The sequence below is a fragment of the Enterococcus sp. AZ095b genome, assembly GCF_051714725.1.
Lineage (GTDB): Bacteria > Bacillota > Bacilli > Lactobacillales > Enterococcaceae > Enterococcus_B > Enterococcus_B pernyi.
Genome location: NZ_JBIOSL010000001.1, coordinates 2289338 through 2315753, shown reverse-complemented (window position 1 = coordinate 2315753; position 26416 = coordinate 2289338). Strand labels below are relative to the sequence as shown.

The following is a 26416-nucleotide window of genomic DNA, read 5'->3' as shown; positions in this document are numbered from 1 at the left end:
TTAATAACAAGCGTAAAGTGAACACTTTATGGCTTATTATTGAGGATTTTTTATTGCTTAAAATGAAGGAGCGAGTCTTGTTTGGAAGAAAAACAACGAATGATCCAAGAATACGTCCCAGGAAAACAAGTCACTTTAGCCCACATCATTGCGAGTCCCGACAAGGAAGTCTATACAAAATTAGGATTACCGGCAGGCACAAGCAATGCGTTAGGGATTTTGACGATCACGCCAAGTGAAGCCGCAATCATCGCTGTGGATATTGCAACGAAAAGTGGCGACATTACCATTGGTTTTATCGATCGTTTCTCTGGTTCAGTAGTTATTTCTGGCGACGTGAGTTCTGTTGAAGCAGCATTACATGCTGTATTGGATGGACTCAAACAGATTTTGCAATTCTCTGTGACGTGTGAAATTACAAGAACTTAGTTCGGGGGAGACAAAGCGTATTGAATATGAAGGGCAGAATTGTGATAGTAGACGATGAACCAATCACACGATTGGACACTCGAGATATTCTACTGGAAGCTGGTTATGAAGTTGTTGGGGAAGCCGCAGATGGATTTGAAGCAATCGAAGTTTGTAAAGAGAACAAGCCGGATCTCGTATTGATGGATATCCAAATGCCGATTTTAGATGGTCTAAAATCCGGTAAAAAAATCATCCAAGATCAGTTAGCAGGGAGTATCGTGTTTCTTTCTGCTTACAGTGATCATGAGAATACGGAGAAAGCGAAGAAATTAGGAGCAATCGGTTATCTGGTAAAACCATTAGATGCAAAATCATTGATCCCGACCATTGAAATGGGGATCGCTAGAGGAAAAGAAACCCAAAACTTGCTGCAGCAGATCGATAAACTACAGTTGAAATTGGAAGAACGAAAAGTTATAGAGAAGGCAAAAGGGATCTTAGCAAAAGAAAATAATATTTCTGAAGAAGAAGCTTATCAGATGTTGCGCGCATTAAGTATGAACAAACGCGCACGGATGAGTGACATCGCAGAATTGATTATTATGGATGATGAATAATGGAACGGATCAATACATTATGTCAGCGTTATACCAACTTAACCCAGTCAGATATCCAAGAGCTTTGTCGGACGAGTGTTTATTTAGCAGAGTCTAAGCATTATGAGATGGCAGATGTGTTCATCGATGTCTTTAATGAAATGACGAAAGAAGCATTAGTTGTCTATCACAAAAAGCCAAAATATATTCCCTCATTATATAAACATGAAGTTGTCGGAAAAGAAGCGTTATTAAAAAATGAACCTGGCGTTTTACGGACCATGGAAACAAGCTTGAATAGCATTGGTTTGTTAGCAGTCACGCAAGAGAATCGCTTGATCAAACAAAACATTTTTCCGATTCGTAATGAACAACGAACAATTGGTGTGATCATCGTAGAAGAGGGAGTCGAGCAACCGATTGGGGCAGTTGAACGACAAGAATTACAGTCAAACGAGCAAGGGACAATAGCAATCGAATCGACAGTTGATCCTCTAATCATGGACCAGTTAGCCGAAGCGGTCTTGATTTTTGATACGACCACAGGAAATTTGGTCTTAGCAAATCATCGGGCCAAAGAATTATACCGAAAACTAGGCTATCGCGAAATGATCAACGATTTACACTATGACAATCTCTCCCTTGATTATACAACGTTCGAATATGTTCTTTATCAGATGAACGATCAGACCGAAAATCGGTTGATCGAATTAGAGACAGCGTATTTAAATTATTACTTTAATATTCGAAAAGTTTGGATTGATGCAGGATCGAGAGTAGCAATGATTATTCAAGATAATACAGAAGTGAAAAAGAAAGAAGATGAAATCGTCTCAAAATCGGTGGCGATCCGCGAGATCCATCACCGTGTCAAAAATAATTTACAGTCCGTCGTTTCGTTATTGAGGATCCAAGCACGCCGTACCACTAGCAAAGAGGCTAGTAAAGTACTAAAAGAAAGTGTGAACCGGATCATGGCGATCGCGATGACACATGAATTATTGTCGAAGCAAGTGGAAGATAATGTTTCCTTGCGACAAATGCTTGAGGCAGTGATGTACAATTTCCGGCATATTTTCAATCCGGAGAAAGTGCGATTGAATCTAACCGTTGATCCGACGATCACTGTTTCTAGCGATCAAATGGTTTCCATTTCCTTAGTCGTTAACGAATTACTCCAAAATATCTTTGATCATGCCTTTGAGGCAGATCAAAATGGCGTAGTTGAAGTCAGCGGGGAAATCGAAAATAGAGTCATTACGATCACTGTCACAGATAATGGCAATGGCTACGATATCAACCGAAACAAAGAGACCAGTTTAGGTTTGATGATCGTGAATAGCTATATCAAAGATAAGCTAAAAGGAAAAGTAAAAATTGAATCATCCAATAAAGGAACAAAAACTTGTTTCTATTTTGAACAGAACACCAAAGATGTTGTTCGGTGAAAAAGCAACGATGCTTAAAGATGCGTAGAAGAGATTCTAGGCTGTCTTTAAGCATTTTTTGTTTGCAGAAAGGAGAAAAAAAGATGGCAAAAGAAAAAATTCTTACTGTAGGGATCGATTTAGGTACCTCGACGACTCAGCTTGTTTTATCTGAGTTGACGATCGAAAATTTCGCCTCTGCGTTTTCTGTTCCGCGGATTACGATCTCAGATAAGGAAGTGATCTACCGTAGTGAAATCATCTTCACTCCTTTGATCAATCAGACAATGATTGATGATGAAGCAATCAAAGCGTTTGTTTCCCGACAATATCACCAAGCAGGGATCGAAAAGCAGCAAATCCAAATGGGTGCGGTGATCATCACCGGTGAAACAGCTCGTAAAGCCAATGCGAGCAAAGTATTACAAGCACTGAGTGGCTTTGCTGGAGATTTCGTGGTCGCGACAGCTGGCCCAGATCTTGAAAGTATCATTGCCGGAAAAGGGGCAGGCGCGCAAGAGTATTCGACAAAGCGTCATGCTTCGGTCGTCAACATCGATATCGGCGGCGGCACGAGTAATTTAGTCGTCTTCACCGATGGGGAAATCGATGATACCGCCTGTTTTGATATCGGTGGTCGGTTGATCAAGGTCGACCAAGCAGGGAATATTTCGTATATTTCACCAAAGATCACAGAAATGGTCGAGCAGTTGAGATTACCCTTGAAAGTTGGAACAAAAGCTTCTGTTACTGCCATCCAACCAGTGATCGATGAGTTAGTAAAAGTTTTGGCGAATAGTGTGGGTATCGGAGAACGAAGTCCCTTTTATGAGTTATTCATTACGAACCGAGGATTACGGCTAGATGGCGAACTACCAATCGTCACTTTTTCTGGTGGCGTAGCGGATTGCTTGATCGAAGAAGTGACAGATATATTCAAGTATGGGGATATCGGTCTGTTATTAGGTACGGCTTTACGAAAATCGCAAATTTTTGTTGAAAAAGAAGTCTTACAAAGTAATGAAACGATTCGGGCAACGGTGGTCGGTGCAGGTTCCCATACCGCTGATATTAGTGGCAGTACGATCGCTTATCATGAGCAGATCCTGCCAATCAAAAATATTCCGATCTTGAAAATTTCCCAAGAAGATGAGTCCTTGCCTGCGGAAGCAATGGGTGAGCGAATCAATGAAAAGCTGGCTTGGCATCGTTTGGAAGAAACACCGCAAATCGCTTTAGCGATGAAGGGGCTCGTGAATCCGACATTCGCAGACGTCCAAAGATATGGGGAAGGCATCGTTCGAGGGTTATCTGCCTTGATCAATGAAAATATCCCACTAGTCATCATGGTGGACGAGGACATGGCAAAAGCATTAGGTCATGCATTACATGCGTATTTACCGGGGAATTATCCGTTCATCTGCATTGATTCCGTCAAAGTAGAAAATGGGGATTATATCGATATTGGTCAACCTGTTGCCGAAGGTGCAGTGTTACCGGTAGTTGTCAAAACATTAGTATTTAATTAAGGGAGCGACAAGAAAAATGATTTTAAAAACAAAATTATTTGGCAAAACCTATCAATTTTCTTCAGTCAAAGAAGTATTGGCTAAAGCAAATGAAGAAAAATCAGGAGATAAATTAGCGGGTGTGGCAGCAACTTCTGCGGAAGAACGAGTGGCAGCCAAAGTCGTGCTATCTCATCTGACTTTAAACGATTTATTCAACAATCCAGTGGTTGATTATGAGGAAGATGAAGTCACACGTATCATCATCGACCAAGTCAACATGCGTATTTTCGGCATGATCAAACATTGGACAGTTGCCGAATTAAGAGAATATATCCTTTCAGACAAAACAGGAGATTTTGAAATCAAATATCTCTCTCGTGGATTGACTGCGGAAATGATTGCGGCAGTCTGCAAATTGATGTCAAATATGGACTTGATCGTAGGCGCAAAAAAAATCCACATTGAAAAAACAGCCAACACAACAATCGGTCGCGCAGGTACTTTCTCCAATCGTCTACAACCAAATCATCCAACAGATGACGTAGACGGAATCATGGCTTCTGTAATGGAAGGATTATCGTACGGGGCCGGCGATGCACTGATCGGATTGAATCCAGTGGATGATTCGACAGAAAGCGTGAAACGTTGTTTAGATAAATTTGAAGAATTTCGTAGCGAATGGGAGATTCCAACACAAACCTGTGTCTTGGCTCACGTGACGACCCAGATGGAAGCCATGCGTCAAGGCGCACCGACTGGTTTAGTTTTCCAATCCATTGCTGGATCAGAAAAAGGAAACACTGCGTTTGGTTTGAATGCGGATATGTTAGCTGAAGCGCAAGCATTAGCATTGAGCAATGGCCAAGCAGCTGGACCGAACGTGATGTATTTTGAAACTGGTCAAGGTTCTGAGTTATCATCTGAAGCTCATTTTGGTGCAGACCAAGTAACGATGGAAGCACGTTGCTATGGATTAGCGAAGAAATTTGATCCATTCCTTGTGAATACTGTTGTCGGCTTTATTGGACCAGAATACTTGTATGATTCAAAACAAGTCATTCGTGCAGGCTTAGAAGATCACTTCATGGGTAAACTAACAGGTTTATCAATGGGTTGTGACGTATGTTATACAAACCACATGAAAGCAGATCAAAATGATATGGAAAACTTAGCTGTGTTACTAACATCAGCCGGGTGTACGTATATTATGGGGATTCCTCATGGGGATGATGTGATGTTGAACTACCAAACGACAGGTTTCCATGAAACAGCAACAGTCCGTGAATTGTTCGGTTTACGTCCAATTAAAGAATTTGAAGGTTGGATGGAGAAAATGGGCTTGATGGAAAATGGGAAATTAACAAGCCTAGCCGGCGATGCTTCAGTATTTATCAAATAAGTGGGGTGCAAGAAAAAAATGAACGAACAACAATTGAAAGAAATGATCACTTCCATGCTAAGTGAAATGGTAGCCGGTGAAAAAACAATAGAACAACCGAAAGCACCAGCCGCAACAACAAATACGATGACAACAACCATGCCAGTAGTAGAAGAAGGGATGATCGATGACATCACAGAGGTAGATCTGCGGAAACAGCTTTTGGTCAAAGATGCAAAAGACGAAACAGGATACTTGCGTATGAAGGCATTTACACCTGCTCGTATCGGAGTGGGACGTACAGGCACTCGCTATATGACTGATTCTACCTTACGTTTCCGTGCGGACCATGCAGCAGCACAAGATGCCGTATTCTCTGATGTTGATCCGCAATTGGTTGAGGAAATGGGCTTCATTTCAACACAAACGATTTGTAAAACAAAAGACGAATACTTGACTCGTCCAGATTTTGGTCGTCAATTTGACGAAGAAAATAGCACAAAAATCAAACAACAAACGACCGCAAAAGCCAAAGTACAGATCGTTGTTGGGGACGGATTAAGTTCTGCGGCTATCGGAGCAAATATCAAAGAAGTACTACCAGCAATCAAACAAGGCTTGAAAATGTATGGCTTAGATTTTGATCAAGTCGTATTCGTAAAATATTGTCGTGTACCATCAATGGATCAAATCGGCGAAATCACCGATGCAGAGGTCGTTTGTTTATTAGTTGGTGAACGTCCTGGGCTTGTAACAGCAGAATCGATGAGTGCGTATGTTGCTTACCGTCCAACTGTCGGAATGCCAGAAGCTCGTCGTACAGTGATCTCAAACATCCATAAAGGTGGGACACCAGCGGTCGAGGCCGGTGCATATATTGCGGAATTGATCAAGAAAATGTTAGATAAGAAAAAATCTGGTATTGAGTTGAAAGAAGCCGAATAGGAGGAGAAACATCAATGAAAAATGATCGTTTAGGCGCAAACGTCTTAAGTGTTCAAGTCATTCCTAATGTAGATGCTGCATTAGCGGAGCAATTTGGGTTGACACCAGGGATGCGCTCATTAGGTATCGTGACATCAGATTGTGATGATGTGACTTATGTGGCTTTAGATGAAGCAACAAAGGCAGCGGAAGTAGAAGTTGTTTATGCAAAAAGTATGTATGCAGGAGCGGCGAATGCCTCTACGAAACTTGCGGGTGAAGTGATTGGGATCATTGCTGGACCAAGTCCGGCTGAGATCACCAGTGGACTATCTGTCGTGACACAAGTCATTGAACAAGAAGCAAGCTTTATCAGTGCAAATGACGATGACAGCATCGTGTACTTTGCCCATGTGGTTTCTCGTTCTGGAAGATACTTATCAAAAGAAGCGAACATTCGTGAAGGCGAAGCAATTGCTTACTTGATTGCGCCACCTTTAGAAGCGATGGTTGCACTAGATGCAGCATTGAAAGCGGCGGATGTTGAAATCTGCAGTTTCTTTGGACCACCATCTGAAACAAACTTTGGTGGGGCGCTTTTAACGGGTAGTCAATCAGCATGTAAAGCAGCTTGTACAGCTTTTGAACAGGTCGTTCAACGGATTGCAGAAAATCCGTTGAGCTACTAAGGGAGTGTCACGAATGAATGCGATTGGAATGATCGAAGTTCGCGGATTTTTAGGCGCTGTCAGTGTCAGCGATGCTGCGTTGAAATCCGCAGATGTGACCTTGTTGAATGCGGAGATCATCAAAGGTGGACTAACCACTGTCCAACTAAGTGGTGATGTTGCTGCTGTGAATGCAGCAGTCGATGCAGGGGTCGTCGTAGCGAAGGCGTTGAACTGTCTGATCTCACATCATGTGATTTCACGGGTGGATGAACAGACGCACATCCTTTTTCAACAACCGAAAACAGAAGAACGTGTCACTGAAGTAACACCTGATCGTTTAGAAGAACCAGCCGAGCCGACGAAAGTCGAAACGAAGGTTGAAGCCACCCAGATCAGTGAAACAAACGATCGTCGTGCGGAGTTACAAGCAAAACGTGTCGCAGAGCTACGAAAAGAAGCTTACAAATTGAATGTGAAACATTTAAAACCATCAGAAATCAAATCTGCAAGCAAACAATCATTAGTAGAGGCGATCATGGCAGAAATTAAAGGAGTGACCCATCGTGGATAAAGATTTACGCTCGATCCAAGAAACCCGTGATTTGATCGAAGCTGCAAAAAAGGCGCAAAAAGTATTAGAAACATTTTCGCAAACGCAGATTGATCAAATCGTCAAAGCCGTTTCAGACGCTACATTTGCACAACGTGAACGTCTAGCGAAAATGGCGAATGAAGAAACTGGCTTCGGCATCTATGAAGACAAAATCATCAAAAATGCTTTTGCTTCAAAAATCGTTTATGAAGAATTCAAACATACGAAAACAGTGGGTGTCATCAATGAAGACCCACAGAAAAAGGTAACGGAGATTGCCGTACCTGTTGGCGTAGTTGCTGGGTTGATCCCATCGACAAACCCAACTTCAACAGTGATCTACAAAGCATTGATCGCATTGAAAGCTGCGAATAGTATCGTCTTCTCCCCACATCCCAACGCATTACAATCGATCCAAGCGACAGTGGAGATCATTCGTTCAGCGATCGAATCTGCGGGTGGACCAAAAGAGAGTGTTTCAGTGATCACGACACCAACGATGCAAGCAACAAAAGAATTGATGACCCACAAAGATACAAACTTGATCTTAGCCACTGGTGGCAATGCGATGGTCAAAGCTGCGTATTCTTCAGGAACACCGGCGATCGGCGTAGGCCCAGGCAATGGTCCAGCATATATTGAACGTAGCGCATTGATCCCAATGGCGGTGAAACGGATCATGGATTCTAAAACATTTGATAATGGAACGATCTGTGCATCAGAACAGTCGATCATCGTGGAAAAAGTCAATCGTGAAGCAGTCAAAGCTGAATTGATCAAACAAGGTGCTTACTTCTTGAGTCCAGACGAAGCAGATAAATTGTCTCGCTTTATCTTACGACCTAACGGCACGATGAACCCACAAATCGTTGGACGTTCGGTTCGTCATATCGCTTCATTAGTTGGGTTGAATATTCCATTTGATCGTCGTCTGATCGTGGCAGAAGAAAGCAACGTTGGCATCAAGTATCCATTCTCAAGAGAAAAATTAGCACCGATCATTGCTTTTTACACGGTAGAAAACTGGCAAGAAGCTTGTGATCTATCGGTAGAAATCTTAAAAGGTGAAGGTGCAGGACACACAATGTGTATCCATACTGAAAACAAAGAAGTCGTTCGTGAATTTGGCTTAAGAAAACCAGTTTCTCGTCTGTTGATCAACACCGCAGGTTCATTAGGCGGAATCGGGGCTTCAACTGGCTTAGTTCCAGCGTTGACACTAGGGTGTGGCGCCGTTGGTGGAAGTTCTACATCTGACAATATCGGAGTAGAAAACCTATTCAATGTTCGTCATGTCGCTTACGGTGTCACTGATCTAGCGGACATCCGTCAAGAATTTGGCGCTGGCGCTCAAATGCCAGTCCAAGAAACAAACAACCAAGGGGGCAACAAAGATGAGTTGATCGATACACTCGTTGCCCAAGTATTAGCTCGATTACAATAATATGTAATATATATTAATTGAAAACACACACAATAGGAGGAAATTATAATGTCAAGTACAAACGCTTTAGGAATGATCGAAACTCGTGGATTAGTAGGTGCTGTTGAAGCAGCAGATGCAATGGTGAAAGCAGCAAACGTAACATTGATCGGCAAAGAACAAGTAGGTGGCGGCTTAGTAACAATCATGGTTCGTGGTGATGTTGGGGCTGTAAAAGCAGCAACAGATGCAGGTGCAGCAGCAGCTGAACGTGTTGGCGAATTATTATCTGTACACGTGATCCCACGTCCTCACACTGAAGTAGATGCGATTTTACCAAAAGTGGCTGAATAATCATCGTTATAGACATCTAAAATGAAACAAGAGGTTGTGACAGAAGGGTTCAGCTCCGAGAAATAAGGGCGAAAAGCCGAAAATATTTTCTCATATTTTTGGCTTTTCGCCCTTATTTTTGAAGGAGTTGCTTCTGGAATGCCGTTTATCTATGTTGTGGAAGTAAAGTGGATATTATTGTTATAGGCTTGTTTCCAAGACGAGATCAATGCTTGGAAATAATCCATTGGAGAAAGGAGAGCGTTCTATGAGTGTGATTACAGAAGACCAGTTACGGCACATGTTTCGGAAAAAAGAAATACAAACAGGAATCACTTTCGTTGTGCCAAAGGATTGTCTTTTGACTCCCGCAGCTTCTAGCTATTTACGTGAGCATCATATTCCGCTTATGCGAGAAAACCTCGTTTCTTCTCCAATGGAGAAACCTAAGCAACCTATGTTTGAACAAGAATCGTTGATGCCCAGTGTGCGACGAAAAATCTGTTTAGAAATAAAAAAACTGAAAAATCTACTCTTCTTTCATTTATTGGAAGAAAACGATATTTATGCCGAAGGTTGGTTGTATTTAGAGTATCAGCAAGATTGGTTAGTAAGCTTTAGTCGATTGGATGGGGAAAAGCTCTCAACTCATCCAAAACGACTTTCAGGAATGATGTATCGTTCCTCCTTGCAAAAAAGAACCTTGCGCTATTCAATCAATGAGATCGAGTATCAAATAGAGAAAATCAGTCAATTGTTAGAAGAATTTCCGACAGATTTAGCTATTTTTATGTTATGGGCAGAAGAATTGCAACGTATGATTCAACTGCCGAAAAATGAGTAGGAGATGAACCGATTGGATCATTTAAATGAAATTATCAATGAAGTGGTACAACGTATCCAGTCACAACAACATTCTTTCGAAGTAGAAGCTTCAGGAAGACACGTGCATTTGAGTCGCAAAGATATCGACGCATTATTTGGTCCAGGATACCAATTGACCAAAGTAAAAGAATTGTCCCAACCAGGTCAGTATGTCTGCAAAGAGCGGATCACTGTCGCAGGTCCCAAAGGCTTATTCCAAAATGTGGTTATTTTAGGCCCAGAACGTGCGGAGTCACAAGTCGAAGTTTCGATGACGGATACACGTATTTTAGGCAGTCGCGTGCCTGTCAGAGAAAGCGGCAAAATCGAAGGAACACCAAGTGTGGTCTTGATGAACGGTGAATCAGCTGTTCAATTAGATAAAGGGTTGATCGTGGCAAAGCGCCATGTCCATATGACGCCAGAAGATGCAAACAAAAACCAAGTAGTGAATGGTCAAACGGTGAAAGTACGTGTGGAAGCAAGTCGTCCGCTGATCTTTGATGATGTGGTTGTCCGTGTCAGTCCAGATTTTGCGACGTATATGCACATTGATTACGATGAAGCAAATGCGTGTGGCTTGAACAAAGGAGATCGTGGTTACATTTGTAAATAGGGAGGGGATTTCGTGAAGGTAACGGAGATTGAAAAAGTCATTCAGCAAGTCACCGAAATGCTGATGAACCGATTGCCCGCAGCTGACTATCAGTTAGCATGGATGGACGAAAAAGCAAGTTGTCCTACAACGTTATTCGCTGAACGATCGATGGTCGATTGGATAGAAACGCAAGATCCAACGAAAAGCGATGGCTTAGTCGTCCAACATGTCAGTTTTCCTCAATTGGCCGCGATTGCTCAGTTGCTACCGATTGATCGTAAAACGGCGAGTATCCTTTCTTTTTTGTTCGCAGGAAAGCCTGTCTTGGTTCTGCAAACAGAGTCAGTGAACAGTCCAAACAAAATGAAGTACCATCTGAAAAAGAAAATCACTGAATCAACAGTGCAATGCCAACGTTATGGGATGTATTTTTTCGAAGAAGAAAATGCAAGCTATGACTCATTTTTAGCGGCTTGCCGAAAAAAGGTGTTAGCAAATGAGTTGCCAAAGCGAAAGTATATCACAGAGAAGCAATTGATCCAGCGACTACAACAAACAAATGGAATAGATTTAATGAATCAGGAACGGTTGACACCCTTAGCAGAGGAGTATGCGCTAAGAAATCGTTTATTCAAATGAGGAGGGATCACAGATGCTATTAGGTGAAGTGACTGGAAGTCTATGGTCGACCAGAAAAGATGAAAAACTAAATGGTTGGAAACTACTGATGGTCGATGTACTAGACGAGAAAGAAACAAAAATCGGATTTATTGTCGCAGCAGACAATGCCGGTGCCGGAGTTGGTGACAAGGTATTGATCAGCAAAGGACAAGCAGCCAGAATTTCAGCTGGTGATCCAGATACACCCATTGATGCAATGATTGTCGGTGTGATTGATTCAATTGAAGAATAAAGGAGATTTACGATGAGTATCAATGAAATCATTATGTATATCATGGTTCTTTTTATGGTTATCGGCGGGATCGATAAATGTATCGGGAACAAATTAGGTTTAGGGGAACAATTTGAAGAAGGCTTGATGGCGATGGGTTCATTAGCTTTGTCAATGGTCGGGATCATCACATTAGCACCTGTTCTTGCAACAGTTCTTAGCCCAATCGTTGTACCTGTGTATGAATTCTTAGGTGCGGATCCTTCGATGTTTGCGACGACTTTGTTAGCAAACGATATGGGTGGCTTCGCCTTAGCACAACAAATGGCACATGATCCACAAGCTGGCTTGTTTGCCGGTGCGATTCTAGGTGCAATGATGGGCCCAACATTAGTTTTCACGATTCCCGTTGCCTTAGGGATCATTGAAAAAGAAGATCAACAATACTTAGCAACAGGTGTGCTGAGCGGGATCATTACGATTCCATTAGGTTTGTTAGCAGGTGGCTTAGTCGCTGGTATGCCAATGAGTATGATCTTACCAAACTTATTGCCGATCGTGATAGTGGCTGCTTTGATCATCGTTGGTCTATGGTTAGCGCCACAAGGAATGATCAAAGGATTCAATGTCTTTGGTAAAGGTGTAGTAATCGTCGCAATTGCTGGCTTGGTCATTGGTGCAATCCAACAATTAGTTGACATCACATTGATTCCAGGAATTGCTCCGGTGACAGAAGGTATCGAAGTAGTGGGTGACATTGCGTTGACATTGGCTGGCGCATTCTGTTTAGTAGCTGTCATCACACGAGTGTTCAACAAACCATTGATGAAATTAGGAAAAGTTTTAGGTATGAATGAAATTGCAGCTGCCGGCATGGTGGCTACTTTAGCAAACAATATCCCAATGTTCCAAATGTTAAAAGATATGGACCGTCGTGGAAAAATCATCAATGTAGCATTTGCAGTTTCTGCTTCATTTATTTTAGGTGATCATTTAGGCTTTACTGCGGGCGTGGCGAAAGAAATGATTTTCCCGATGATGGTTGGAAAAATCGTTGGTGGGATCACTGCAATCTTTGTCGCAGTATTCATGGCCAATCGTTTATTAGGAAAAGAAAAAGAAGTAACCGTAAGTGAGCAAACAACAACGAAAGAGCAAACGATCGTAGAATAGGAGCGTGGCGAAAATGGCAGAATTAGATCGTCAAATGATCGAAAACTTAGTACGACGATTAGTGATGGAAAAATTGATGCCGGCAAAACAGGTCGATCCTAGTGGTGTTGCTTCCATTAGACTAGCAGAAATGACTGTTTCTGAGGAAGATCGCCTTGATACAGGTAACCCTGCTGACCGTGTGTATACAAAAGATCTTTTTTCATTACAAGAAAGCCCACGTCTAGGTTGTGGCATTATGGAAATGACCGATACGACTTTTGATTGGACGTTAGAATATGATGAAATCGATTATGTGATTTCTGGTCAGTTAGATGTATTGATCGATGGACGCAAAGTCTCTGCAAAAGCTGGCGAATTGATCTTGATCCCGAAAAGTACGAGTATCCAGTTCTCAGTAACTGGTGAAGCACGCTTTATCTATGTCACTTATCCAGCCGATTGGCAATCGCAATAAACAAAGTATTTCGGAAGTACCGGTTATTTGGTTTTATGGCTGGTCGGGCTTCATGATCTCAGGTAACAATGAATAGGTGCAAATAATCAATTTAAGTGAGTGGCTATTTTTTATTTCAAGTATCGTTACATGAGAGTGCGGAAGAAGGTCTAGAATGTACTAAAGCCGAATAACCGGTGCTTCTGAATAGTTTAGGTTTAATGAGTCAAGTGGCACGTTTTGAAGCGGCAGTATTTTTTGTCGCATAAATGATCTGAAAAGTGAAGTGGTAAATTCTGTTGATTCAGGATTTACCGCTTTTTTGTTGCTTTTCCCAATAGCATCATTCCTTAGAATTTTCTTGTTTTATGTTATTGTAAGAGAAAGAACAAACAAGAAAGGAAGAAATCGGATGAAAAAAGCGTTGTTGATCGTTAACCCTAGTTCTGGAGGAGAAAAAGCAAAAGAATATGAAGAAATGGCAGAAAATAAATTGCGTACCATTTTTGAGGAAGTCCAAGTCTTGCACACTGAAAAAAGTGGCGATGCAACAAATTTTGCTCGTGAAGGGGCGTTGGAAAAAGTCGATAGTGTCTTTGCGATGGGCGGTGATGGAACAGTCAATGAGGCAATCAGCGGTCTCGCAGAGCAAGAGGAACGACCAAATTTTGGCTTCTTTCCTTTAGGAACGGTCAATGATCTAGCCCGAGCATTGAATATGCCGATTGATCCAGAAGAAGCCATCCAACAATTCTCGATCGACCACACGAAACCGTTAGATATCGGGAAAATCAATGATCAATACTTTATGAACGTCGTTGCCATTGGAACGATTCCAGAAGCGATCAATGACGTTGATCCTGAAAAGAAAACCAAACTAGGAAAGATGGCTTATTTTATTTCTGGCTTCAAACAACTGACGAATACCCAATCCTATACGTTCCGTGTGGAAGCTGATGGCGTAGAGGAAGAAATCGAAAGTAGCACACTGCTGATTGGTTTGACAAACTCAGTCGGTGGTTTTGAGACGCTCTTACCAGAGGCAGAAATCAATGATGGCAAGCTTCATTTTGTATATTTAAAAGACCGCTCATTTTTTGATACCTTAAAAGCAGTGCCTGATTTGATCAAAGGGGTCGATGCGACAACGGAGAATCTTGCGTATCAGACCGCAGAAAAACTAGTGATTTCTTTAGTGGACGAAGAAGAACTGGCAACAAATATCGATGGAGATGAAGGAACAAAACTTCCAGTAACGATCGAAGTATTACCGTCTCATCTATCCGTTTATTGTTAGAATCAAATTAAACAAAATCAACTAGACCAACTACCTAAAACCACGAATATGAAAGATAAAAATAGAAAAGGGTGACTCGATGATGAAACAAATCAACCGAGTCATCCTTTATTTTTTGCGTTTTTTTGTAAACATTGGATGAATTTGTTAAGAGGATTTTTTATGGTTTTCATTTATTTCAAAAAAAGACGCAGATGTACCAAGGTGTTGGTTGATCAAAGAAAAGAACCCTTGTTTTACAAATGATTTACAATCTTCATCTACTCCTATCGCGAAGTCCATTAGAAATTTACATTGAGTCCATAAAATGGAAGATGTACCAAATAAAAAACAAGGGAGCTTACCACACATGTTTTGGAATAAAAGACGATTGAAACTTATTAGTGCGATGTTTTTCATGACCGGTTTATTTTTATTAGCTGGGTGTAATTCTAATGCTCAAGCGGATGGCGAAAGTCAACATTCTTCTGAGCCAATCAAGATTGCTTTTTATCCCAATGAATCAGCAAGTGAATTTGAACAATCAAGAAATGAAATCCAATCGATCGTATCAGAAGCAACAGGTAGAGACGTCGAAATCGTCATAAGTACGGACTATAATATCGTGATCGAATCCATTGCCAACGGACAAGTAGATTTGGCATATATGGGGCCCGATGGCTATATTGAAGCAAATAGAAAAAACGAAAATGTTCAAGCGATTTTAACAAATTCGGGTGCAAGTGGTACTCTGGAAGATGCCGTCTATTACAGTTTTATTGTCGTCAATGAAGAAGATACAGCGGAGTATCAAGAGGGTGATGGCTATACGTTGGAACCGATCGAAGGCAAAGCGTTTTCCTTTGTCTCTAATTCTTCGACTTCTGGGTTTAGAGTACCAAGTCAAGCAATCGTTGATCAGTTTGGACTTGGTAGTTCGGATGAATTGATCATCGATGGCGATTTCTTCAACAAAGTACTTTTCGGAGGTTCCCATCAAGGCTCTGCCGTCAACTTGCTTAAGGGAGATGCGGATGCAGCAGCATTTATGAACATGGCTCAATATTTTGATGTCGTGGAGGGGGAAGAAAACAAAGCTGGTGTCGTTTACCAAGTAAAAGCTGATGCAGAGGCACCATTTGATACAGTCAGAGGCGAAAAAGTCCGTGTGATCCATTCGATCCCAGTGTTAAATGGACCATTTGTTGTCAACAAAGATAATCTGGATGAAGAAACAGTCGATAAAATCACTCAAGCCATGATGAGTGAAGAAGTGACGAATAATGAAGCGATCTTTTCACCAAAAGACTCAGAATCTGTGGGTCTATATCAGAAAGAAGCCGATGAACAATTTGTAGAAGTCACTGATAGTTTCTATGACCCACTTCGCTCGAAGTAGAAAGGACGAGCCATGCTATTACAAGTAGACTCGATTTCAAAAACCTATAGTAACGGGAAACAAGCGTTAAAGGACATTTCCTTTCAACTAGAAAAAGGAGAATTTGTTTCGATCATCGGACCATCTGGGGCAGGAAAATCCACGATTCTACGTTGTATCAATCAGTTGATTTCTGCCAATGAAGGGGCTGTCTTCTTTGAAGATGAGGACATGCAACGTCTAAAGAAGAAGTCTTTGCGCTTAAAAAGAAGAAGAATCGGTATGATTTTCCAGCATTATAATTTAGTCAGTCGCCTCACAGCTGTTGAGAATGTCCTTCACGGTAGACTTGGATACAAGTCTGCCGTGAAAGGCTCGATTGGTGTCTACAATGAAGAGGAAAAACAGGAAGCCTTCGATTTGTTAGAAAAAGTCGGATTATCAGAGTTTGCTTACACACGTTGTGATGAATTGAGTGGTGGACAAAAACAACGTGTCGGGATTGCTCGAGCGTTGATGCAACGTCCTGCGTTGATCTTATGTGACGAACCGATTGCATCTTTAGACCCCAAATCTTCGAAAGTCGTTATGGATTACTTACGGCAAGTGACGAAAGAATTAGATATCGCTTGTCTAGTGAATCTTCACCAAGTAGAGGTTGCGATCGATTATTCCGATCGGATCATTGGCGTAAACAGTGGCAATGTCGTGTTCTCTGGGAACCCAGATGAACTGACAACAAATCAAATCAATCAGATTTATCAGTCTGATGAATTGTTAGTATAGGGAGGGCTTGGATGGATAAAAAACTGAATCAAGATCTCTTTCGTAAAAAGAAGCAGTTTTTATTTGTGACACTCTTTAGCTTTGTTGTCGTGTACGTTGCCTTTTCACAATTTGTTGGCTTTCAATTTGGTGCAGCTATTGCGGCGATTCCCCAGAGTTTTGTCTGGTTGTTCACCAATTTTATCCCAACGGAAAATTCGATCCAATCCTTGCCATTGATCTTATCTAAATTACTTGAGACGGTTTTGTTGTCGATCACAGTAACGATGACTGCCACAGTATTTTCATTGATCACGGCAATCATTGGTTCAGAGACAACTGGCCTGAATAAGGAAACAAAAACAGTGGCACGGGTCTTTGCTAGTTTTTTTAGAAATATCCCGATCGTGGTTTGGGCAATGGTCCTACTGTTGAGTTTCAAACAAAATGAATTTACTGGTTATTTAGCCATCACCTTTACAACGTACGGTTACTTGACACGCTCGTTTATGGAAACGATCGATGAAGTGGCAGGAAGTATCACAGAAGCGATGACGGCGACTGGTGCTTCTTACTTTGCGATCATTTTTCAAGGCGTCTTACCGATGGTCTTTGGTCAGCTGATCAGTTGGATATTGTTCATGATCGAAAACAACATCCGTGATGCAACATTGGTCGGCATATTGACCGGAACGGGGATCGGTTTTCTATTTGACCTCTATTATAAGAAATTTCGCTACGATATGGCAGGAATGGTCATCTTGACGATCGTTGTCATCGTGATCGCACTGGAACTTTCGTCCAATAAAATTAGGAGGATGATTCATTGATATGGTCCAACGACAAAGTGAACTTGAATTAGCGGTGACAGAAACCGTCTTAGCCCAACCGACAAAAATCAGACGAAATGCTAAAAAGAAAATCCGTATTCGCGTGTGGAAAACCTATCGGATCGTCCCTTGGGTCTTGTTTACGCTACTGACTAGTATATCGATCTACACCTTACTCACGATGGATTATGGCGAGGTTGTATTGCTGGATGCGACGCGACAATTTTTTACAGACTTGCAACGGATTTTTCTCCAGCCAAGACTCTCTGGACGTTTTTCTTTTGAGACATTGCTCCAAGCTTTAGGTATGACGGTAGGTTTGGCGGTGATCACCACATTGCTTGGAGGTGTGACAGCCTTCTTGATGGCGTTATTTACAGCAAGAAATATCAGCCATTCAGGCCCATCAAACGCGATCCGAACAGTGATGTCCTTCATCCGTGCGGTGCCAACGATCTTGTGGGTCATGATTTTCTCGATCTTGATTGGATTGGGTGCGAATGCGGCAATCATTGGCATGTCTTTTCACACGATTGCTTACCTCACAAAGGTCTTTTCTGAGAGTATTGAAGAAATCGATTCTGGTGTGATCGAAGCATTGCGTGCATGTGGGGCAAGTTGGTGGCAGGTGGTGTTCCAAGCAATTTTACCTTCTTGTATGACCGCTTTGCTTTCTTGGTTGTTCATTCGTTTTGAGATCAACTTTACTAATGCGATTGCCGTAGGTGCCGCCGCAGGAGCGGGTGGTTTAGGGTTCCAACTTGCGATGACAAGTAGTTTTTATTTTGATTTTCATGAGATCGGCGTATTAGTGTATATGATTTTAGCAGTAGTTGCGATCTTAGAAGTCGTGGCGATCAGACTACGAAAAAAATATATCATTCACGCTTGATTGAGATGAAATTGACTGGAAAAAAGGAGAGGAGAACGCCGAGTGAAAGCAGATTTGCATGTCCATAGTTACTTTTCAGATGGTAGCAGTTCACCAGAAGAACTACTCAAATTAGCATTGAATCATCACATGAATATCCTGTCCGTCGTAGATCAAGATACCTCGGCGGGATTAGCTCACATAAGACAGGTCTTCGCTCCTTCCCCAATCAATTTTATTGAAGGCATCGAAGTGACCGCTTATGATTTCAAACGCCGGCAACAGGTACATATCTTGGGGTATAATTTACTGAATTATCAGTATATCGAACAGTTATGTGAACCGTTGCGTGCGGCGCGAACAAGAAATACCTTACGTCAGTTGAGACGTATCCAAACTGAAGGATTTCGTATCAAAGAAGAGCAAGTAAGACAGTTTGCGAAACAGGCGACCGCTCTTTACAAACAACACATCATGTCTGCGTTGATCAAAGCAGGATACGATACATCGATTGATGGACATCTTTACCGTAAATTATTCAAATATAATGATTTTGGTCAAGAAGAGGCAGAGATGATCGATGTCTACGAAGTGATCCAAGCAATCAAGCTCGGCGGCGGGATGTCCGTCGTTGCCCATCCGGGAAAGCTCGACAGTTTCGAGTTGATCCCTGAACTGGCTTCGTTTGGTATTGATGGTATCGAAAAATATCATCCAGAACATAGTTTGAAAGATCAACGAAAAGTACAGGAATTAATTGATCGTTTCAATATCCACTGTTTTGGAGGATCTGATTTTAAAGGGAAGAACGGGCCAGATTATTTTGGTGAGTGTGCCATGGCTAATGTTCGTGAATTTCCTGACGAGTTATTACTCGATGCACATATGAAAGCCAACTAAATTTTTTTCTTTTTTATCCTATATTTTATTTAGCCCCCTGGCTGAAAAGACGGTCTTTCCATTCGTGCGATCATCCTTGCACGTGTTGAAAGACCGTTTTTTGTGTAGGTAAAAAGTATCTAGTACGCCATTACTGTCTAGAATGGAATAAACGGAGTTCAAGAAGGGGCACTTTAATAATAAGAGGGTACTTCTGTTCCCGCCGTTTATTCGGTTATAGGTGGGGGAGGTGAACGAATGTCCCATTCCCTGATCAGTGTGAACCGTTACTTCAAGACAGTGGTTTTTTTGTTTTCAAGTGTTGTCAATCTAACGCAGCAACAAATCGTTGCGTGATCTCTTGTGGGCGGGTAATGGCGCCCCCAACCACGATACCAGCTACACCTAACGCTTGGATTTCCTTGGCTTGTTGGGGCGTGTGGATCTTTCCTTCTGCAATCACGCACACATCTGCTTCAAGAAGGCGTTTGATCAACTGCACATCAGGCCCTTCTGTTTCTTCACTTTCTTCGGTATAGCCGCTCAATGTCGTCCCGACAAAATCGATCCCGGCTTTATAAGCATTGATTCCTTCTTCAAAGGTCGCAATATCTGCCATGAATAATTGATGAGGATATTTCGTTTTGATTTGTTCAATGAATGCGTTGATCGATAAGCCATCGTGTCGTTTACGCAGGGTACAATCAAGTGCAATCACTTCTACGCCAGTGGCGACTAATTCATCCACTTCTTTCATCGTTGCAGTGATAAACGGTTTTTCAGGTGGATAGTCCCGTTTGATGATACCGATCATCGGTAAATCAACTTTCTCTTTGATCTCTAAAATATCTCTGACTGAATTTGCCCGAATACCGACTGCGCCAGCTTTCTTTGCAGCTAGTGCAAAATAAGGCATCAAGCCACCTTCTTCTGAATAAAAAACTTCGCCAGGTAATGCTTGGCAAGAAACGATCAATCCATGACTGATTTGTTCTAAAAATTCTTGTTTGTCCATTTGTCAAAAACTCCAATCTGAAAACAATAGTAAGCAATTTCTACCACGAAATATAGCATCCGCTTTCATGCGTGTAAAGAGAAAGGGCTTTATTCACAGCACCTTCCATTGGAAAAATCATTCGTTTACAAAAGAAGGATCAAAATTTTTTCGCATATACTGAAAAAGTTCTTGATTTTTTCTTGGATTTTGGATATGATTTTAACAATTTAGGGTGATTTAAAGAAAAGGGGAAGAAAAATGACGAAGTATCAACGAAAGGTATTATTATCAACATCGGCGGGTATTGCTTTAGAAAATATGGATATTATGTTTTTAGCTTTTTCATTATCTTCAATGATCGCAACTTTTAATATTAGTGGAACGCAAGCAGGGTTGATTGCAACGATCACTAATTTAGGGATGCTCGTTGGAGGTATTTTTTTTGGATTGATGGCGGATAAATATGGGCGAGTCAAAGTATTTTCGCAAACCGTCATTTTATTCTCGATTGCTTCTTTACTCATGTATTTTGCTTCGAATATTTATCTTGTTTATCTGTTTCGTTTTATCGCAGGAATCGGCGCTGGCGGGGAATACGGCGCATGTATGTCTTTGATTTCTGAAAGCTTTTCAAAGAAACAAATTGGTCGTGCATCTTCTGTCGCTGCAATCGGCGCACAAGTTGGTGCAGCTTTGGCCGCCATCTTAGCAGCAGTGATCATTCCTTTGTTTGGCTGGAAAATGCTTTATGTCATCGGTGTCTTGCCGGTCTTGATGGTTTTGTTTATTCGAAGAGGGCTAAAAGAACCAGAGGCATTTGAAGAAACAAAAGAAACTGGGAAAAAGACAAAGCTTAGTCATTTGTTCCAAACGAAACACATGGCATGGCAAACGACAGGTCTTAGTCTGATGGTTACTGTACAGATTGCTGGTTATTTCGGCTTGATGAATTGGTTGCCTTCAATCATGCAAGCACAATTAGGTCTATCAGTATCGGGTTCCTCTTTATGGATGATCAGCACGATTTTGGGGATGTCATTAGGGATGATGACGTTTGGGATCATCATGGATAAAGTTGGTCCAACCCTCGCATTTGGTTTGTTTCTGATTTGCTCCTCTTTGTCTGTCTTTTTACTCGTACTTGCACACAGTCAATGGAGTTTAGTTGCTGCAGCAGTAGTCGTAGGTTACTTCATCAACGGAATGTATGGTGGTTATGGAGCGATCATCAGTAGTTTGTATCCAACAGAGATCCGTGCCACGGCGAATAACTTTATCATGAACCTAGGACGAGCAGTAGGTGGTTTTTCATCGATCGTGATCGGCTTTCTAATGGACCATTATAGTTTGACGGCTGTTATTCTATTTCTGAGTGGAATTTATTTAATCAGTTTACTCGTCTTGATGACTTTATCAGGTGTAAGAGATCTGAAAACAAGTTTACAACAATAGTAAATGGATCAAAGTGATATTCTAACATATGATTAAATTGAGGCTGTGACAGAAGCGTTTGTTCTAAGTTGGAGAAGACGAATGTCACAGCCCCAGTTTTACATAAAGCACCGACCAACCAATCCAAACGGTGAACTTAGCGTGGATGAGACGTAAATGAACCTTTTCTTTGATTTAAAACCGGCGATAAGATATTTCTTTTTTCTGAAAAATAGAACAGATTATTAAAATAAGTCTAAACTATTTTTTCGTTAAACATGGTATGATTAATGTAACTTGATTTAAAATTAGGAGAAGATCAATGGAAAAAAGCATGGAAAAAATCAATCAATTTAGAGATGATCGCAATTGGCGGCAATTTCATAATGAAAAAGATTTAGCAATTTCGATTTCTTTAGAAGCCTCAGAATTATTAGAGTTATTCCAATGGAAGCAACCAGAAGAAGTCACCACCACTCAGCTTGAACGAATCAAAGAAGAACTAGCAGATGTGTTGATATACTCTTATATGATGGCCGACAATCTAAATTTAGATATCGATACGATCATTGAAGAAAAATTAGAAAAAAACAATCAGAAATACCCAGTAGAAAAAAGTAAAAACAACAAAGAAAAATATACAGAATTATCATAGGAAGATAAGCGTGGAAGGTGGAAGATACATGAAAAAAAAAGGAAGAGTCAAAAAGTGGCTGGTCAATTTCCTATTGTTTCTACTATTATTAGTAGGATTAGCCTTGATCTTTAATGAACAGATCAAAGATTTTTTTGTTAAAAATACAGGAGATGCGTACGCTATCTCTAATGTGACTCGTGATGATATTGTCAAAAATAATCAAAAAGAGGCAAACTTTGACTTTGATTCAGTTGAATCAATGAGTTCAGAAGCGGTGTTAAGAGCCCAATTGAATCGACCAGATCTACCAGTCATTGGAAGTATCGCCGTCCCATCCGTCTCGATCAATTTGCCGATTTTTAGAGGGTTAGATAATGCAAACTTATTGTACGGTGCCGGAACGTTAGACCCAAATCAAGAAATGGGGAAAGGCAACTATGCCTTAGCAAGTCATCGTGCCAACAATCCGGAATTACTTTTTACTCCATTAGAAAATCTAAACTTAGGGGATAAAATCTATATCGTCGATTTGGAAAACGTCTATACGTATAAAGCGACATTCAAAGAAAAAGTCGACCCTTCAGCAACAGAATTATTGAACATCGAAGAAGGAAAAGAATTGATCACCTTGATCACTTGTGGTGATATGGATGCCATTACACGCCTAGTCGTCCAAGGAGAACTCGAAAGTATCACACCAATGAAAGAAGCCACCCAAGAAATGAAAAACGCCTTTGACATGCCAACGAGAACGTTTTAGAAGAGGTTGTGAGAAAAACGTTTTGATCTGAGCAGTAAGATAGAAAATTGAAAAATAGCTTCTCATATTTTACAATTTTTTAGCTTAGTGATGAAAATCAGTTTTTCGATCACCGTTTATTAGAGGTTGTGAAAAAGCCGTTCAGCTCCAAGTAATAAGGGTCTCCCTGAGAAAATAGTTTTCTATATTTTCTCAGGGAGACCCTTATTTCCGAAGAGGTTACTTCTGTTCCCGCCGTTTATTCGGTTATAGGTGGGGGAGGTGAACGAATGTCCCACTCCTTTTTTGTTACTCTCATCGCATGTATATTGGATTCAGTGTTACAAAATGCTAAAAGTTCTTCTCCTTTTGAAAAAATAAAAACCATGAAAAGGGTTGCATAACGAATGTAATAGTGATATAGTAAATGTAGTTAAACAACGGATTGTTACTGTTCGGCAGGCAAAACCAGAATTCAGCTAGTAATTACGGGCGGGTTCTAGGTTTTTTTATTTTTTAGTTGGGAGGTCGATGTAGATGGTCATAGAAAAAGTCTTGAATAATAATGTCGTCATTTCAAAAAATGAATTAGGCGAAGAAATCATCTGCATGGGAAAAGGTCTTGCTTTTCAAAAAAAATCAGGCGATACGATCTCTGAAGAATCGATCCAAAAAGAATTTGTGTTAAAAGATTCTTTTACTACGCATCAGTTCCAACAATTGATGGCAGATGTCCCATTAGAAGAGGTCGAGCTGGTGAAGCAGATCGTCGACCTTGCCGAAGAACAACTAAACATCCAATTATCGCCAAACATCTATTTGACACTGACCGATCATATCCATTATGCGATCAGTCGAGCAAAGGAAAACATTGAATTACCGAATCCTTTATTATTTGAAACAAAAAAGTTTTATCCTAAAGAATATCGAGCAGCCAAACAAGCCCTTCAACTTGTTGAAGAAAAGCTTGGTGTGACCTTACCAATGGATGAAGCAGGCTTCATAGCCTTTCATTTCGTCAATAGTGAACAAGGAAATGGCGACATGCAAGTAACGATGGCGGCAACGAAAATGGTGCGAGATATCCTAAGTATCATCAGTAAATTTTTCGGCATCGCCTTTGACGAAGATTCCTTGAATTATCAACGGATCATCACACATTTACAATTTTTCACACAACGATACTTAAAAGATGAAGCTTCGGATGAGAAAGATGAATTTCTTTATGCGCTTGTCCAAGGAAAATATCCAAAAGCGTTTCGCTGTGTGGAACGGATCAATGAATACCTGATACAAACACAACAAAAAGAGATGGGACCAGGGGAACAAATCTACCTGACGATCCACATCCAACGTGTAGTAACAGAAAAACAAACCCAATCATAAGGATTGTTACTGGATCAAGCAGGCAAAACCTAGATTGAAAATATGGACACGTCTCATCACGTGACCGTTTTTTCAATCTAGGTTTTTTATTTTTATCAAAAAGAAAGAAGGAAAGAATATGGATAATCAAGCAGTAGGACGGAGAGTCTGGGAAGCCGTAGGTGGAGAAAAAAATGTCAATAGTTTAGTGCATTGTGCGACAAGATTACGTTTCAAATTGAAAGATGAATCGATTGCCGACACTCAGAAATTAAAAAATGATCCAGATGTCATCCAAGTCGTTCAAAGTGGCGGACAATACCAAGTCGTGATCGGCAGTAATGTGTCTGATGTCTATCAAGCAATTGTGGATGAACAAGGCTTGGGCGAAGGGGTAAGTTCAGAAAGTGAGGATACAAGTAAAAATCCTTTGAATCGCTTGATCGATATTATTTCAAGTATTTTCACCCCGTTCTTAGGTGCTATGGCAGCTGCTGGGATATTGAAAGGTTTCTTATCACTGGCGACAGTTCTCGGTTGGTTGGCAGCAGATAGTGGTACTTACCAAATCTTGTTTGCAGCAGCAGATGGAGTCTTTACTTTCCTACCAGTGATGTTGGCCTTTACAGCCGCAAAGAAATTCAAGACCAATCAATTTTTGTCCGTAGCAATCGCGATGGCATTAGTTTATCCAACAATCACGCAATTAGCAGGATCAGGTGTTGCAGTTGATTTCTTTGGTCTTCCAGTGATCTTATCTCAATCAGGCTATACTTCTTCTGTTATTCCAATCATCTTAGCGGTTTGGGTACAAAGTAAGTTTGAGCCACTTGTGAAGAAAGTTATTCCACAATTTTTACAAATGATTTTTGTGCCAATGATCGTCTTGTTAGTCATGGTGCCTTTGACTTTCTTAGTATTAGGGCCAATTGGAACCGTTATCGGTAATGCCTTAGGTGGGTTGTTCAATTCGATTTATAGCTTTAGTCCATTAGTTGCTGGGGTCATCATGGGTAGCATGTGGCAAGTATTAGTGATGTTTGGGATGCACTGGGGCTTTGTGCCAATCATCTTCTTGAATATCGAACAATATGGCTTTGATGTTTTGATGCCAATGCTTTTACCAGCAATTTTGGCACAAGGTGGTGCAGCATTAGGTGTGGCTTTACGTACGAAAGATTCAAAATTACGCTCATTAGGGATCTCTTCAATGATCACTTCGTTCTTTGGAATCACTGAACCGACTGTTTACGGTGTGACTTTACCTTTGAAAAAACCATTTATCGTTGCCTGTATTTCCGGTGGGATCGGTGGAGGAATCATCGGGTTTGCTGGCGTAAAAGCATTCTCTAGTGGTTTGATCAGTTTACTGACCATCCCAACATTTATTAGTACCGATCCAGCGCTTGAATCAAGTGTAACTATGGCGATCATCGGTACAGCAGTTGCTTTTGTTCTTGGGTTTGTCGGTACTTACTTGATTGGTTTTGATGAAGAAGTTCAAGATGAAAAATTAGAAGCAACAGAAACAACCACAGGGGATACGATCAGCACAGCACGTCACAATTTGAAAAGTCCATTGACTGGAAAAGTCTTACCACTGACAGAAGTACCAGATAAAGTCTTCTCTTCTGGGGCAATGGGAAAAGGGATTGCGATTGATCCTGAGAAGGGGGAATTAGTTGCTCCGGCAGATGGCGAAATCACGACGATTTTCCCAACAGGTCATGCAGTAGGTTTGACAACCACAGATGGTGTAGAGATTTTGATGCATATCGGGATGGATACTGTCGAATTAAATGGTGAAGGATTTGCAACATTTGTCAAACAAGGAGACAAAGTAAAAGCAGGGGACTTGCTTGTCCGCTTTGATATTGAGAAAATAAAAGCAGCAGGCTATAGCGTGATCACCCCTGTGGTCGTAACGAATACCGATCACTTTGCAGATGTGTTAGAACTTGATCAACAAGAAATTATTGCTAATGAAGATTTTCTGGCAATTGTAAAATAAAAGGAGGA

Annotated in this window: 28 protein-coding genes; 27 read left to right on the top strand and 1 reads right to left on the bottom strand. The window is 41.1% G+C overall.

Going from position 1 to position 26416, the window contains the following annotated elements; translation table 11 throughout:
- Positions 1-81: 81 nt before the first annotated feature.
- From eutS to IGJ99_RS10955, 22 genes are all read left to right on the top strand, one after another.
- Complete coding sequence (gene eutS / locus IGJ99_RS11060) at positions 82-429, top strand: ethanolamine utilization microcompartment protein EutS (protein ID WP_023520162.1); 348 nt, start codon at positions 82-84, stop codon at positions 427-429.
- A gap of 26 nt (positions 430-455) precedes the next feature.
- Entirely contained in the window at positions 456-1028 is a 573-nt protein-coding gene (locus IGJ99_RS11055; protein WP_034691823.1) for an ANTAR domain-containing response regulator, read from the top strand.
- Entirely contained in the window at positions 1028-2455 is a 1428-nt protein-coding gene (locus tag IGJ99_RS11050; RefSeq protein ID WP_409173563.1) for a sensor histidine kinase, read from the top strand. The genes IGJ99_RS11055 and IGJ99_RS11050 overlap by 1 nt, the downstream gene beginning before the upstream one ends.
- Positions 2456-2538: 83 nt before the next feature.
- A complete protein-coding gene (gene eutA, locus IGJ99_RS11045; protein ID WP_438748504.1) occupies positions 2539-3963 on the top strand; it encodes an ethanolamine ammonia-lyase reactivating factor EutA in 1425 nt (474 codons plus the stop codon).
- Positions 3964-3979: 16 nt separating this feature from the next.
- Complete coding sequence (locus IGJ99_RS11040; protein ID WP_096081677.1) at positions 3980-5344, top strand: ethanolamine ammonia-lyase subunit EutB; 1365 nt, start codon at positions 3980-3982, stop codon at positions 5342-5344.
- Between the two features lie 18 nt (positions 5345-5362).
- Positions 5363-6268 carry an ethanolamine ammonia-lyase subunit EutC gene (eutC, locus tag IGJ99_RS11035; protein WP_224434188.1) on the top strand — a complete coding sequence of 302 codons (906 nt, stop codon included), beginning with the start codon at positions 5363-5365 and terminating at the stop codon, positions 6266-6268.
- Between the two features lie 14 nt (positions 6269-6282).
- Entirely contained in the window at positions 6283-6936 is a 654-nt protein-coding gene (gene eutL / locus IGJ99_RS11030; RefSeq protein ID WP_010734672.1) for an ethanolamine utilization microcompartment protein EutL, read from the top strand.
- 13 nt (positions 6937-6949) lie between these two features.
- Positions 6950-7489, top strand: a complete 540-nt coding sequence (locus tag IGJ99_RS11025; RefSeq protein ID WP_010734673.1) for a BMC domain-containing protein — start codon at positions 6950-6952, stop codon at positions 7487-7489.
- Positions 7479-8954: an acetaldehyde dehydrogenase (acetylating) gene (locus IGJ99_RS11020; protein ID WP_409173939.1), complete on the top strand. Its 1476-nt coding sequence runs from the start codon at positions 7479-7481 to the stop codon at positions 8952-8954. The genes IGJ99_RS11025 and IGJ99_RS11020 overlap by 11 nt, the downstream gene beginning before the upstream one ends.
- 48 nt (positions 8955-9002) lie before the next feature.
- Complete coding sequence (locus IGJ99_RS11015; protein WP_010734677.1) at positions 9003-9287, top strand: BMC domain-containing protein; 285 nt, start codon at positions 9003-9005, stop codon at positions 9285-9287.
- Between the two features lie 247 nt (positions 9288-9534).
- Positions 9535-10110, top strand: coding sequence for a hypothetical protein (locus IGJ99_RS11010; RefSeq protein WP_010734678.1), 576 nt, complete (start codon positions 9535-9537; stop codon positions 10108-10110).
- Positions 10111-10113: 3 nt separating this feature from the next.
- Complete coding sequence (gene eutD / locus IGJ99_RS11005; RefSeq protein ID WP_034691491.1) at positions 10114-10746, top strand: ethanolamine utilization phosphate acetyltransferase EutD; 633 nt, start codon at positions 10114-10116, stop codon at positions 10744-10746.
- Between the two features lie 12 nt (positions 10747-10758).
- Entirely contained in the window at positions 10759-11367 is a 609-nt protein-coding gene (locus tag IGJ99_RS11000) for a hypothetical protein (RefSeq protein WP_409173561.1), read from the top strand.
- Positions 11368-11380: 13 nt separating this feature from the next.
- Positions 11381-11641 (top strand): EutN/CcmL family microcompartment protein, encoded by a 261-nt coding sequence (locus IGJ99_RS10995; RefSeq protein ID WP_010734681.1) that lies wholly within the window; start codon positions 11381-11383, stop codon positions 11639-11641.
- A 12-nt stretch (positions 11642-11653) separates the two neighbouring features.
- Complete coding sequence (gene eutH / locus IGJ99_RS10990; protein ID WP_023520155.1) at positions 11654-12793, top strand: ethanolamine utilization protein EutH; 1140 nt, start codon at positions 11654-11656, stop codon at positions 12791-12793.
- 13 nt (positions 12794-12806) lie between these two features.
- On the top strand, positions 12807-13250 hold the full coding sequence (locus IGJ99_RS10985) for a cupin domain-containing protein (protein WP_409173560.1): 444 nt from the start codon (positions 12807-12809) through the stop codon (positions 13248-13250).
- A gap of 391 nt (positions 13251-13641) precedes the next feature.
- Entirely contained in the window at positions 13642-14526 is an 885-nt protein-coding gene (locus IGJ99_RS10980; RefSeq protein ID WP_010734684.1) for a diacylglycerol/lipid kinase family protein, read from the top strand.
- Between the two features lie 307 nt (positions 14527-14833).
- Positions 14834-15904 (top strand): phosphate/phosphite/phosphonate ABC transporter substrate-binding protein, encoded by a 1071-nt coding sequence (locus tag IGJ99_RS10975; protein WP_428221906.1) that lies wholly within the window; start codon positions 14834-14836, stop codon positions 15902-15904.
- Between the two features lie 12 nt (positions 15905-15916).
- Positions 15917-16669 carry a phosphonate ABC transporter ATP-binding protein gene (gene phnC / locus IGJ99_RS10970; protein ID WP_019722481.1) on the top strand — a complete coding sequence of 251 codons (753 nt, stop codon included), beginning with the start codon at positions 15917-15919 and terminating at the stop codon, positions 16667-16669.
- An 11-nt stretch (positions 16670-16680) separates the two neighbouring features.
- The gene (locus tag IGJ99_RS10965; protein WP_409173559.1) at positions 16681-17478 is read left to right on the top strand and encodes an ABC transporter permease subunit; all 798 of its coding nucleotides are present in this window, start codon (positions 16681-16683) and stop codon (positions 17476-17478) included.
- 1 nt (position 17479) lies between these two features.
- Entirely contained in the window at positions 17480-18370 is an 891-nt protein-coding gene (locus IGJ99_RS10960; protein WP_010734688.1) for a PhnE/PtxC family ABC transporter permease, read from the top strand.
- Positions 18371-18412: 42 nt separating this feature from the next.
- Positions 18413-19249 carry a PHP domain-containing protein gene (locus tag IGJ99_RS10955; protein WP_169058407.1) on the top strand — a complete coding sequence of 279 codons (837 nt, stop codon included), beginning with the start codon at positions 18413-18415 and terminating at the stop codon, positions 19247-19249.
- A gap of 304 nt (positions 19250-19553) precedes the next feature.
- On the opposite strand, the gene IGJ99_RS10950 is transcribed toward IGJ99_RS10955, so the two are convergent.
- Positions 19554-20243, bottom strand: coding sequence for an N-acetylmannosamine-6-phosphate 2-epimerase (locus IGJ99_RS10950; RefSeq protein ID WP_019722477.1), 690 nt, complete (start codon positions 20241-20243; stop codon positions 19554-19556).
- Positions 20244-20483: 240 nt separating this feature from the next.
- Between IGJ99_RS10950 and IGJ99_RS10945 the strand changes: the two genes are divergently transcribed.
- From IGJ99_RS10945 to IGJ99_RS10925, 5 genes are all read left to right on the top strand, one after another.
- Entirely contained in the window at positions 20484-21677 is a 1194-nt protein-coding gene (locus IGJ99_RS10945) for an MFS transporter (RefSeq protein WP_019722476.1), read from the top strand.
- A gap of 301 nt (positions 21678-21978) precedes the next feature.
- The gene (locus tag IGJ99_RS10940) at positions 21979-22311 is read left to right on the top strand and encodes a nucleotide pyrophosphohydrolase (protein ID WP_010734693.1); all 333 of its coding nucleotides are present in this window, start codon (positions 21979-21981) and stop codon (positions 22309-22311) included.
- Between the two features lie 28 nt (positions 22312-22339).
- On the top strand, positions 22340-23053 hold the full coding sequence (locus IGJ99_RS10935; RefSeq protein WP_010734694.1) for a class A sortase: 714 nt from the start codon (positions 22340-22342) through the stop codon (positions 23051-23053).
- Positions 23054-23569: 516 nt separating this feature from the next.
- Positions 23570-24418 (top strand): BglG family transcription antiterminator LicT, encoded by an 849-nt coding sequence (gene licT, locus IGJ99_RS10930; RefSeq protein WP_010734695.1) that lies wholly within the window; start codon positions 23570-23572, stop codon positions 24416-24418.
- Positions 24419-24536: 118 nt separating this feature from the next.
- Entirely contained in the window at positions 24537-26408 is a 1872-nt protein-coding gene (locus IGJ99_RS10925) for a beta-glucoside-specific PTS transporter subunit IIABC (RefSeq protein WP_023520148.1), read from the top strand.
- Positions 26409-26416: the final 8 nt, after the last annotated feature.